The sequence below is a fragment of the Mycobacterium sp. genome, assembly GCF_025965855.1.
Classification (GTDB): domain Bacteria; phylum Actinomycetota; class Actinomycetes; order Mycobacteriales; family Mycobacteriaceae; genus Mycobacterium.
The window spans coordinates 17,561-28,292 of record NZ_JAOPWB010000258.1 but is presented as its reverse complement, the minus strand read 5'-3'; the positions used below and the strand labels follow the sequence as shown (position 1 = coordinate 28,292).

12 protein-coding genes are annotated in these 10,732 nt (G+C 68.5%); 6 read left to right on the top strand and 6 right to left on the bottom strand.

Annotation, left to right across the window (positions count from 1 at the left end):
- Positions 1–1,270: FAD-binding oxidoreductase (locus tag JWP83_RS22120; RefSeq protein WP_297734816.1), on the bottom strand; the 1,270-nt coding region annotated here is incomplete at its 3' end.
- A gap of 81 nt (positions 1,271–1,351) precedes the next feature.
- Here JWP83_RS22120 and JWP83_RS22115 point away from each other — a divergent pair.
- Positions 1,352–1,789: an SRPBCC family protein gene (locus JWP83_RS22115; RefSeq protein WP_297734808.1), complete on the top strand. Its 438-nt coding sequence runs from the start codon at positions 1,352–1,354 to the stop codon at positions 1,787–1,789.
- Here the strand turns inward: JWP83_RS22115 and JWP83_RS22110 are convergent.
- The gene (locus tag JWP83_RS22110; RefSeq protein WP_297734803.1) at positions 1,786–2,547 is read right to left on the bottom strand and encodes an Rv3717 family N-acetylmuramoyl-L-alanine amidase; all 762 of its coding nucleotides are present in this window, start codon (positions 2,545–2,547) and stop codon (positions 1,786–1,788) included. The two genes, JWP83_RS22115 and JWP83_RS22110, sit on opposite strands and share 4 nt — an antisense overlap.
- A gap of 98 nt (positions 2,548–2,645) precedes the next feature.
- On the opposite strand from JWP83_RS22110, the gene JWP83_RS22105 reads away from it, so the two are divergent.
- Together JWP83_RS22105 and recR are read left to right on the top strand one after the other, a co-directional pair.
- Positions 2,646–2,999, top strand: coding sequence for a YbaB/EbfC family nucleoid-associated protein (locus tag JWP83_RS22105; protein ID WP_297734800.1), 354 nt, complete (start codon positions 2,646–2,648; stop codon positions 2,997–2,999).
- A 13-nt stretch (positions 3,000–3,012) separates the two neighbouring features.
- Entirely contained in the window at positions 3,013–3,624 is a 612-nt protein-coding gene (recR, locus tag JWP83_RS22100) for a recombination mediator RecR (protein WP_297734797.1), read from the top strand.
- 34 nt (positions 3,625–3,658) lie between these two features.
- Here recR and JWP83_RS22095 read toward each other — a convergent pair whose 3' ends face one another.
- From JWP83_RS22095 to JWP83_RS22085, 3 genes are all read right to left on the bottom strand, one after another.
- Positions 3,659–4,321 carry a C39 family peptidase gene (locus JWP83_RS22095; protein ID WP_297734791.1) on the bottom strand — a complete coding sequence of 221 codons (663 nt, stop codon included), beginning with the start codon at positions 4,319–4,321 and terminating at the stop codon, positions 3,659–3,661.
- Between the two features lie 191 nt (positions 4,322–4,512).
- Positions 4,513–5,205, bottom strand: a complete 693-nt coding sequence (locus JWP83_RS22090; RefSeq protein WP_297734813.1) for a type 1 glutamine amidotransferase — start codon at positions 5,203–5,205, stop codon at positions 4,513–4,515.
- Between the two features lie 4 nt (positions 5,206–5,209).
- Positions 5,210–6,439 (bottom strand): Mur ligase family protein, encoded by a 1,230-nt coding sequence (locus JWP83_RS22085; protein ID WP_297734788.1) that lies wholly within the window; start codon positions 6,437–6,439, stop codon positions 5,210–5,212.
- Positions 6,440–6,626: 187 nt separating this feature from the next.
- On the opposite strand from JWP83_RS22085, the gene JWP83_RS22080 reads away from it, so the two are divergent.
- From JWP83_RS22080 to JWP83_RS22070, 3 genes are read left to right on the top strand one after another with little or no spacing between them, the layout of a single operon-like run.
- The gene (locus JWP83_RS22080) at positions 6,627–7,619 is read left to right on the top strand and encodes a DEDDh family exonuclease (RefSeq protein WP_297734785.1); all 993 of its coding nucleotides are present in this window, start codon (positions 6,627–6,629) and stop codon (positions 7,617–7,619) included.
- Between the two features lie 44 nt (positions 7,620–7,663).
- On the top strand, positions 7,664–8,113 hold the full coding sequence (locus JWP83_RS22075; RefSeq protein ID WP_297734783.1) for a hypothetical protein: 450 nt from the start codon (positions 7,664–7,666) through the stop codon (positions 8,111–8,113).
- Complete coding sequence (locus JWP83_RS22070) at positions 8,113–8,676, top strand: TetR/AcrR family transcriptional regulator (protein WP_297734780.1); 564 nt, start codon at positions 8,113–8,115, stop codon at positions 8,674–8,676. The genes JWP83_RS22075 and JWP83_RS22070 overlap by 1 nt, the downstream gene beginning before the upstream one ends.
- A gap of 55 nt (positions 8,677–8,731) precedes the next feature.
- On the opposite strand, the gene leuA is transcribed toward JWP83_RS22070, so the two are convergent.
- Entirely contained in the window at positions 8,732–10,543 is a 1,812-nt protein-coding gene (gene leuA, locus JWP83_RS22065; RefSeq protein WP_297734777.1) for a 2-isopropylmalate synthase, read from the bottom strand.
- Positions 10,544–10,732 lie beyond the last annotated feature (189 nt).

Genomic DNA, 10,732 nt, shown 5'->3' with positions numbered 1-10,732 from the left:
AGGAGTCGGAGTACAGCGACTTGTGCCCGTCGAGCTCGCTCACCTTCGCCTCGATCGTGCGGTTCGTCACACCGTCGGCTGCGCCGGCCGGTACCGAGGACCAGAACCCGATATTGACGTAGGTGTGATCCGGCCGCATCGGGTACAGCGGCCAGCGGTCCTGATCGCGCAGCCGCAGCGGGCACAACCAGATCGGCGTGATGGGCACGTTGTCCAGGAACCATTCCAAGAATCCGCAGGTCCGTTCGACCGGCACCTCGATGTCCTGCACCACCCGCTCGCGCGCCGGACGGCCATTCCGCTTGTCGATCCGGTCGGCGATGCCGAGGCGCTGGTCCAGGGCGATGAGCTTCGAGTAGACGCTGCTGCGCCGGTAGCGGCGCGGCCACCACCGTCGCACCCGTGGGTTCTGCACGCCGAACGCGCGTGAGCACCAAAACCAGTCGGTGTCCCAGCGCCACAGGTAGTCGTGGATCGTCAACCGGTCGTCCTTGGTGGCTTCCACCCCAACCGAGTCGTGCTGAATCGATTGGTAGTAAATGTTTTTCCCGGTGTAGTCGCTGACCGGACCCGGGGTGGTGGTCCGCCGGCCCACGCACAGGTAGCTTTCGTCGGGGCTGAATACCACGCCGTCCAGATAGTCCACCGGGGTGCCGCCCTGCCCGCCGGTATCGATGATGCGTTCCATCGCCGCGACCAGTTCGGGCAGCGAGCGGAATCGGACGTGCCGCAGCGCCACAAACGGCGCGACGGGCTCCAGTTCGATCCGAAGTCTCGTCGAATATCCAAGTGTCCCATAGGAATTGGGAAAGGCGCGGAACAGGTCGGCGTGCTGGGCGCGGGACGCGGTGAGCAACTCGCCCGCGCCGGTGAGGATATCCATCTCCAGCACCGACTCGTGCGGCAGGCCGTTGCGAAATGACGCCGATTCGATGCCCAGGCCGCTGACCGCGCCGCCGAGGGTGATGGTCTTCAGCTGCGGAACCACCAATGGCGAAAGGCCGCACGGCAGGGTGGCGGCCACCAGGTCCTCGTAGGTGCACATGCCGGCCACGTCGGCGGTGCGGGTTTCGGGATCGACGGAGAGAACGCCGGTCAGGCCGGAGGTGTCCAGGCCGCGCGCATCGCGTTTGGTGCGGGAGCGGAATAGGTTTGAGGTGGGCTTCGCGAGCCGGACGGCGGACGTTACGGGGATGGATCGATAACTCGCCATCAACCGGTCAACGCCCGCTGCGTGAGCCGAAAGTGCAGATCCAGGGATAGGCACCAGATATACCCTAGTCTTCGGAAACAGCCGGTGCACCCGCGCGCGGCGGCATCACATCGACATCGAAAGAGGGGTCGGACCTCGATGGGCCAGGTGAGCGCAGCCAGCACGATCTTGATCAACGTCGAGCCCGAGGCCACCCTTGCCGCGGTCGCGGACTACCAGAAGATGCGCCCGAAGATCCTGTCCGCGCAGTACAGCGAGTATGAGGTGCTGCAGGGCGGCCAGGGTGCGGGCACCGTCGCCAAGTGGAAGCTGCAGGCCACCAAATCACGGGTGCGCGACGTGCAGGTGAACGTCGACGTGGCCGGCCACACCGTCATCGAGAAGGATGCGAACTCGTCCATGGTCATCAACTGGACGGTGGCTCCTGCCGGACCGGGGTCCAGCGTCACGGTGAAGACCACCTGGACCGGCGCGGGCGGCGTCAAGGGCTTCTTCGAGAAAACCTTTGCCCCCTTGGGGCTGAAGAGGATTCAATCGGAGGTGCTGACGAATCTGAAGAAGGAACTGGAAAGCTAGCGCGCCTGGCCCTGGGTGGCCAGGAAGCCCGCGACGCCGCGGACCAGCGCGTCGGCGTATTTCTGCCTGCCATCTGCCGACTCCGTCAGCGCCGAATCCACGGGATTCTTCATGTTGCCGCACTCGACGAGGACCGACGGATACTGCGCCAGGTTCAGGCCGGTGAGGTCCGATCGTCCGTACAAACCGTCCTGGCCGATGTAGTTGGCGGGCGGAATGCCCGAGGCCTGCAACTGGTCGCGCATGATTCTGGCGTACTGCACAGAGGGCCCGGCCTGCGCCTGGTTCAGCGGTGGGGCCGAGTAGTTGACATGAAAGCCCCGCCCGGACGGCGGGCCGCCGTCGGCGTGGATGCTCAGGATCGCGTTGGGGCGCAACGCATTGGCCATGTTGGCCCGCTCATCGACGCACGGTCCCAGGCCGGTGTCGTTGGCGCGCGACATGGCGGTCCGGACGCCCAGGGCATTGAGCTCGGCACGGACCCGCAGCGCGGTGTCCCAGGTGAAGGTGTGCTCCCCGTATCCGGTGTTGGTCGACGTCCCGCTGGCCTGGCAGTCCTTCGTGCCGCCGCGCCCGGTGGGCACCTGGCGGCTGATGGAGGCGTCATTCGAGCCGTTGTGGCCGGGGTCGATGAAGACGACCATGCCGGCGATGTTGGACGGGACCGCGGTCGCCCTCGGCATGATCGCCGTCGAGGCGGCAACCAGCGCACCGACCACCAATCTGATTCCGACACGCCTGCTCACTCGTAGGTCCACGGCGCAAAGGTAGCGTCACGCGGTCTACGCTGGGTGTTTCGAATCGCCGGACACCGACAGGCGAAACCAACTCGAGACCAAGATGCGAGGGGATTGTCATGCAACCCGGAGGCGATATGTCGGCGCTGCTCGCCCAGGCGCAGCAGATGCAGCAAAAGCTGCTGGAAGCCCAGCAACAGCTCGCCAACGCCGAGGTGCACGGTGAGGCCGGTGGGGGCCTGGTAAAGGTCGTCGTCAAGGGCAGCGGCGAGGTGGTCGGCGTGCAGATCGATCCCAAGGTCGTCGACCCCGCGGACATCGAGACCCTGCAGGACTTGATCGTCGGCGCCATGGGCGACGCCTCTCAGCAGGTCACCAAGATGGCGCAGGAGCGGCTGGGCGCGCTCGCCGGTGGCATGGGCGCCCCGCAGCCCAAACCGCCGGCGCCACCCACTCGCCTGCCGGGGCTCTAGACGTTATACCGACATGTTTGAGGGACCCGTCCAGGATCTGATCGACGAGCTCGGCAAACTGCCGGGCATCGGGCCCAAGAGCGCGCAGCGCATCGCGTTCCACCTGTTGTCGGTCGAACCGCCGGAGATCGACCGGCTGACCGCGGTGCTGGCGAAGGTCCGCGACGGCGTGCGGTTCTGCGCGGTGTGCGGCAACGTCTCCGACGACGAGCGTTGCCGCATCTGCGCCGATTCCCGCCGGGACGGCTCGCAGGTGTGCGTCGTCGAGGAGCCCAGGGACATTCAGGCCGTCGAGCGCACCCGCGAATTCCGCGGCCGCTACCACGTCCTGGGCGGTGCGCTCGATCCGCTGTCCGGGGTGGGTCCCGACCAGCTGCGCATCCGCGAGCTGCTTACCCGCATCGGTGAGCGCGTCGACGACGTCGACATCACCGAGGTGATCATCGCCACCGACCCCAACACCGAGGGGGAGGCGACCGCCACCTACCTGGTTCGGATGCTGCGCGACATCCCCGGCCTGACGGTGACGCGGATCGCGTCGGGGCTGCCGATGGGCGGCGACTTGGAGTTCGCCGACGAGCTGACCCTGGGCCGCGCGCTCACCGGCCGCCGGGCGATGGTCTGACGGGGCGCCACCCCTGACGCTAGTCAGATGCTGATCACTTGGTCACGACGGCGAAGTTGTTGCTGGTGTTCCACGCCGCTTCGAAGGTGGCGATGGGAACCTGTTCGTCGCGGCCGGCCGTGATGCCGCTGTCGTTGAGGTGCACCACATTGGCTTGGGTGTCGATGCCGATGACGACCACGAAGTGGTTTTCCTGGCTGCGGTCGCCGGGGTCGTTCCAGATGGTCTTGTCGTTGAGCCCGACGATCACCTTGTGCCCCTGGTCCAGGTCCTGCTCGAGGGAGCGGATGTTGGTGTGGACCACGGCCGCCGGAATGCCGTAGTGCGCCAGCAGTACGGGCAGGTCTGAGTTTTTGGTTTTGCCGCTGGGCTTGTAGATGGGACCGGGGCGGCTCACGCTCGGGGTGTTTCCAGCTACGCCGGTGATCTCGTCCTCGGTGGGCTGGTGGCCGGTGATCTGGCCGACCACGTCGGCAACCGCCATCTCCCCGCAGTCGAGGTCCTGCTGCTGGTAGCGCCAGAAGGGCGCGGCGGCGGCCGGGTCGCCATGCATCCCCTCGTGGCGCGGGGAGGGAGCGGCCGGCGCGGCGTCGGCCGCACCGGCGAAAGCAACCATCGAGCCGGCGGCCGCGCTCAACACGGCCGCGAGCCCGATCATGCGTGCCGCGTGGGCGACCCTGGTTCTCGCGTTGCTCATGGGGTTCCTTTTCTCGGTCGGTGCGTTGAGAAAAGGCTGGGCGATGGCCCTAGACGGATCCTTGAAGGATTCTTGGAGCGCAGCTAGCGGTGTTCCGCGAGGCCCGGCGCCGGGGATGCCGCGAGATATCAACCCCTGCGACTCGCTCCGGCGTGTCGTCGCAGCCGCTTAAGTGTCGCGGAGCAGATGGCTTAGGCGTGCAGCCGCTCGCGGCGCAGCAGGTCCACCTCGGGCAGCTGCAGCGGCGGCAGCTCACCCACCACTTTGCTGAGCAGCAGGTCGGCCAGCTCCGGGTTGCGGGCCAGGCACGGCCCGTGCATGTAGGTCGCGACCACGCTGCCCTGCACCGCGCCGTCAATCCCGTCGCCGGCGCGGTTGCCCCCGCCCTTGAGCACCGCGCCCAGCGGCGACGCCGCGGGCCCCAGGGTGGTGCCGCCCCGGTGGTTTTCGAAGCCGGTGAGGGGCTGGGTCAGGCCGGCCAGCAGCGGCCTGCTGACCAGCTCACCGATGCTGCGCGCGTCCTGTGGCGACGTGGTCGCATCGAGCATGCCGACGCCGTCGACCCGTTCTCCCGACGACGTCTCGTACCAGTGGCCGAGTATCTGGATGGCCGCACAGATCGCCAGCACGGGTGTGTCCCGGGCGGCCGCGCGCTGCAGGCCCGAGTACTGAAGCAGGTGCTTGGTGGCCAGCCGTTGCGCGTAGTCCTCCGCCCCGCCCAGCGTGTAGACGTCCAGCGAGTCCGGCACCGGCTCGGCCAGCGTGATCTCGACGATCTCGGCGGCGATGCCCCGCAGCATCAGCCGTTGGCGCAGCACCACGGCGTTGCCGCCGTCGCCGTAGGTGCCCATGACGTCGGGCAACACCAGCCCGATCCGAACCACCGAGTCAGCCATGACGCGCCAGCCTCCGCTGCAGCTGAAGGAACGCGGTGTAGTTGGCGACGACCTCTACCCGCCCGGGTGGGCACGACGCGATGGCCGCCACGGTGTCGTGCACCAGCGTGTGTTCGACCCCCGCGTATCCCAGGCGCACCGCCAGGTCGGTGCCGCGTTCGCCGGCGGCCACCACGGCCGTCTCCTCGAAGTGCTCGAAGCGCACATCCCACAGCCACGACAGGTCCTCACCGTCGGGCACCTGCCCGTTGACCGCGATGACCACCCCGCCCGCGTGCTTGTCCACCATCGACAGCGCCTCCTGCCAACCGGCCGGGTTCTTGGCCAGCAGGATCCGCGCGTCGTGCTCGCCGATCCGGACCCTCCGGTAGCGCCCGGCGACCTCGTCGACCTCGGAGACAGCAGCAACCGCGGCGACCGCGTCGGCGCCCAGGGCGACCGCGGCGGCCACGGCGTGGGCGGCGTTGCCCCGGTTCACCGCGCCCGGCAGCGCCAACCGCATCGGCAGGGCCAGGCCGTCGGGGCCATACAGCGTCTCGTCGTCGAACCACCACTGTGCGCTGGGCCGCTTGAAGTCGGCACCTGTGGAGTACCAGTGCCCCTGGTCCCGGACGATGACCTCGCCGCTGCGTGGACAGCTGACCGAGTCGTTCGCCCACGCGCCGCCCGCGGCCACCCACACCACGTTGGGGCTGTCGTAGGCGGCGGAGGTCATCAGCACGTCGTCGCAGTTGGCGACGACGACCGCGTTCGGGTGCCGCGCCAGGCCGGCCCGCAGCGTGCGTTCGATCACGTTGATCTCGCCGACCCGGTCCAGCTGGTCACGCGAGAGATTGAGCAGCACGATGACGCCGGGTTCCACCGCATCCGAGACGTGCGGTACGTGCATCTCGTCGACTTCCAGCACCGCCAGCCCGGCCCGCCGGTCGGCGGCCAGCGCGGCCACCAGGCCGGCATCCATGTTGGCGCCCTCGGCGTTGGTGGCCACCGGGCCCAGGGTCCCGAGCGCGGCCGCCGCCATCCGCGTGGTGGTCGACTTGCCGTTGGTGCCGGTGACGACGACGGTGCGCCGACCGGCCCCGAGCTGGCGCAGCACCGAGCGGTCCAGCGTCATCGCGACCAGGCCGCCGATCATGGCCCCGGCCCCGCGCCCGGTGACCCGCGACGCCCACCGCGCGCTCGCTCCCGCGGCGAGGGCCAGGCGTGCACGGGCGGTAACCACCCGCGCAGTTTAGGGCGATCGCAAGCGCGGCGCTTGCGCCGGGCGCAGCGGGTCGCCCTCGTCGGATTTAGGGCGATCGCAAGCGCGGCGCTTGCGCCGGGCGCAGCGGGTCGCCCTCATCAAGTTTCACGCACGACACGACTCGCAGCGAACCGGCGATGTCGGCCTGCCGTGCCATCCTCAGTTCATGAACCGGGTGTCCTGGGGGTGGCCGGCCGGCGAGCCGGGCGGGGGCTGGGCCGTCATCGATGTCGAGACCTCGGGCTTTCGGCCGGGTCAGGCGCGAATCATCAGCGTCGCCGCGCTCGGCCTCGACGCGAACGGCCGGGTCGAGCAATCCGTGGTCAGCCTGCTCAATCCCGGCGTGGACCCCGGCCCCACCCATGTGCACGGCCTGACCGCCGCCATGCTCGAGGACCAGCCGCAATTCGGCGACATCGTCGGTGACCTCGGAGAGGTGCTGCGCGGGCGCACGCTGGTCGCGCACAACGTCGCCTTCGACTACGCGTTCCTGGCCGCCGAGGCCGAGCTCGCCGAGGCCGAGCTTCCCGTTGACAACGTCATGTGCACGGTCGAGCTGGCGCGGCGGCTGGACCTCGGGGTCGACAATCTGCGGCTGGAGACGCTCGCGGCGCATTGGGGCGTGATCCAGGAGCGGCCGCACGACGCCTTCGACGACGCATTGGTGCTGACCGGCGTGCTGGAGTCGGCGCTCGAGCGGGCGCGCGAACGCAACGTCTGGCTGCCGGTGCGGCCGGTGACCCGGCGCCAGTGGCCGAACGGGCGGGTGACCCACGACGAGCTGCGCCCGTTGAAGGTGCTGGCGTCGCGGATGCCGTGCGCCTATCTCAACCCGGGGCCGTATGTTCGCGGCAGGCCGCTGGTCCAGGGCATGCGGGTGGCGCTGGCCGCCGAGGTGGCACGCACTCACGAGGAACTGGTCGAGCGGATCTTGCACGCCGGGCTGGCCTACAGCGACGTCGTGGACGAGGAGACCTCGCTGGTGGTCTGCAACGACGCCGCCCTCGAACAGGGCAAGGGCTATCACGCCCGACAGCTGGGGGTCCCGGTGGTGTCCGACGCGCAGTTCATGCACTGCGTCGGAGCCGTCGCGGGCGGCACCAGCATGGAGGAATTCACCGACGTCACCACGGCCCACTCGCAGCTCGCGCTGTTCTGAGCAACCCCTTGCATCACTACAGCCGTAGTAGTATAGTTTGCGGCATGACAACCACTACAGACGTAGTACATAGGCGCTCTTGGTGGGCCGCGTACCGCCGGCGCGGCTACTTCTTCCGCCAGGCGGCCATGCTGACCATTTCGCTCGGCGTGCTCATCCACCTCTACCGGGTGATCTTCGGGGACGACCTCACGCTGAAATACGCCATGACCTTGGCGACGGACCGGATCCTGCTCATCCCGATGTCGTACGCGGCCGTCACCGGCATCCTGGTGTGGCGGCGCGTGCGGTTCGCCAACAAGCGGCATCGGGCGTTCTTCACGGCGTCGCTCGTTTACATCGCCGGCAGCGTCCCGCTACACGTGTACTGCTCCTACGTGGCCAAGGACCTTTCGATCTACATGTGGTTTCCGTCGTGGTTCAGCTACCTGTTGCTGATCGCGGTGTATCCGGCGTTCCTGACGATGTTCTGGCGGCTGCGCTACAAAGACTGATGCCACCGAACCCAGAGCGCCGCGCGCAGATCCTCGACGCCGCGATCTGCATCCTCGCCGATACGGGCGTCGGGGGTCTGACGCATCGCCGGGTCGACGAGCGGGCGGGTCTGCCCGCGGGCACCACATCGAACTACCTCCGCACGCGCCAGGCCTTGCTCGAAGCCACCGCGGCGCGCACCGTCGATCTGCATTGGCAGCGCGTCGAGGCCTTGCGGGGCGCGATCGGGTCGCTCACCCGCGACGGCGTCAAAGCGCTGCTGACGCGGATGCTCTCCGATCCCGACGAGCAGGCCCGCCGCTACACGCTGGCTCGGTTCGAGCTGTTCATGGAGGGCACGCGCCGGCCGGCGTTGCAGCCCTTCCTCAAAGACCTGCAGGCCGCCGCGGTGAAGTCCGCCACCCTCATCTTCGAGGCGGCGGGCTTCACCCCAGAGCCGCGGCAAATGGAGGAACTGAGCCGCCTGCTCAACGGCTACGCCTTCAGCAAGCTCACGATGCCAAGCGATGACGACCCGGCGGGGCTCGTCGACCGACTGCTGCGCGCGTTCTTCGACGCCTAGGCCCGATGGTGCCGACCCGCGGCGCCCGGCGCCAGCGCCGCGCTGGCGATCGGCACTAGCGGGACGCCCGGTTCACCGCTGACACCACGGCCCGAAGCGACGCGGTGGTGATCGACGGCGCAATGCCGACGCCCCACACCGTGCGCCCGTGAACCGAAGCCTCGACGTACGCCGCCGCCTGCGCGTCGTCGCCGGCGCTCATCGCGTGCTCGGAGTAATCCAGGACGGCCACCTCGAACCCGACGTGTCCCAGCGCGTCGACGAAAGCGGCGAGCGGGCCGTTGCCGGCACCGCTGATCTCCGTCTCCACGCCGTCGATCTTGACGGTCGCGGCGATGGTGGTCGTGCCGCTGTCCTCCTCGGAGGCGTCGACGCGCTGCTTGATCCGCTCCAGCGGTCGCACCGGCGCCAGGTACTCCTCGGAGAACGCCTCCCACATCTCCTTCGGCGAGACCTCGCCACCCTCGCCAGCCGTGCCCTCCGCGATCTTTTGGATCACCTGAGAAAACTCGATCTGCAGCCGTCGCGGCAGCGCCAGGCCGTGATCCGCCTTCATGATGTAGGCCACCCCGCCCTTGCCGGACTGCGAGTTGACCCGGATCACCGCCTCGTAGGTGCGCCCGACGTCCTTGGGGTCGATCGGCAGATACGGCACCTGCCAGAGCATGTCGTCTACGTCGGCGGCGGCCTCATCTGCGGCAATCTTCATCTCGTCCAGGCCCTTGTTGATGGCGTCCTGATGGCTGCCGGAGAACGCGGTGTAGACCAGGTCCCCGCCGTAGGGGTGACGCTCGGGCACCGGCAGCTGGTTGCAGTACTCCACGGTGCGGCGGATCTCGTCGATGTTCGAGAAGTCGATCTGCGGGTCCACGCCGCGGGAGAACAGGTTCAGCCCCAGCGTCACCAGGCACACGTTGCCGGTGCGCTCCCCGTTGCCGAACAGGCAGCCCTCGATCCGGTCGGCGCCCGCCTGGTAGCCCAATTCGGCTGCGGCGACGGCGGTTCCGCGGTCGTTGTGCGGATGCAGGCTCAGGATGACCGACTCCCGGTTGGCCAGATTGCGGCTCATCCACTCGATCGAGTCGGCGTAGACGTTGGGCGTCGCCATCTCCACGGTGGCCGGCAGGTTGAAGATGATCGGATTCTGCGGTGTCGGCTGGATGATTTCGCCGACGGCGTCGCACACCTGCTTGGCGTACTCCAGTTCCGTGCCCGTGTAGGACTCCGGTGAGTACTCGAACCGCCACTGCGTGCCCGGGTGCTTGGCGGCCTCCTCGACGCACTTGCGGGCGCCGTCGGTCGCGATGGCCTGGACCGCGGCCCGGTCGGCGCGGAAGACCACGCGGCGCTGCAGGATCGACGTCGAGTTGTAGAAGTGGACGATCGCTCGTGGCGCGCCCTCACATGCCTGGAAGGTGCGCTCGATCAGCTCCGGCCGGCACTGGGTCAGCACCTGGATCGTGACGTCGTCGGGAATGGCGCCGTCGCCGATGATCTCGCGGACGAAGTCGAAGTCGGTCTGGCTGGCCGACGGGAACCCGACCTCGATCTCCTTGTAGCCCATCCGCACCAGCAGGTCGAACATGCGGCGCTTGCGGGCCGGGCTCATCGGGTCGATCAGCGCCTGGTTGCCGTCGCGCAGGTCCACGGCGCACCACAGCGGGGCGCGGGCGATGACCCGGTCTGGCCAGGTGCGATCGGCCACGCGGAGGGGCTCGACTTCCTCGGCGAAGGGCCGATACCGGCCGATCGGCATCGACGAACCGCGCTGGGGATTCCACGCGGGCTGGCCGGGCCCCGGCGGGCCCGCGGGTTTGGCGATGGTGCGCGCCGACTTATAGACGTCGGGCGAATCTGGATTGGTCACGGTAGTTGCTCCGGGGATGAGAAGGAACCTCAGACCGGCGCATCGCGAACTCCCGCGACGGGAAGCCGGTCTTGGTCAGACCCCGTCGCGGCGTCCGAGGAGGAGCACCCGCTGCACGGTCTGCACTCTACCGTGATCGGCGCCGTCAGGGAAAATTCCGCGAAAGTTGTCTGGTGACCCCCGGGCATC

What these genes read in the sequence shown, in the direction of transcription:
- JWP83_RS22080 (WP_297734785.1), top strand. Translation starts at nt 6,627, where the DNA reads ATGAACCGGGTGTCCTGGGGGTGGCCGGCCGGCGAGCCGGGCGGGGGC.
- JWP83_RS22095 (WP_297734791.1), bottom strand. Translation starts at nt 4,321, where the DNA reads ATGAGCAACGCGAGAACCAGGGTCGCCCACGCGGCACGCATGATCGGG.
- JWP83_RS22075 (WP_297734783.1), top strand. Translation starts at nt 7,664, where the DNA reads ATGACAACCACTACAGACGTAGTACATAGGCGCTCTTGGTGGGCCGCG.
- JWP83_RS22115 (WP_297734808.1), top strand. Translation starts at nt 1,352, where the DNA reads ATGGGCCAGGTGAGCGCAGCCAGCACGATCTTGATCAACGTCGAGCCC.
- recR (WP_297734797.1), top strand. Translation starts at nt 3,013, where the DNA reads ATGTTTGAGGGACCCGTCCAGGATCTGATCGACGAGCTCGGCAAACTG.
- JWP83_RS22070 (WP_297734780.1), top strand. Translation starts at nt 8,113, where the DNA reads ATGCCACCGAACCCAGAGCGCCGCGCGCAGATCCTCGACGCCGCGATC.
- JWP83_RS22105 (WP_297734800.1), top strand. Translation starts at nt 2,646, where the DNA reads ATGCAACCCGGAGGCGATATGTCGGCGCTGCTCGCCCAGGCGCAGCAG.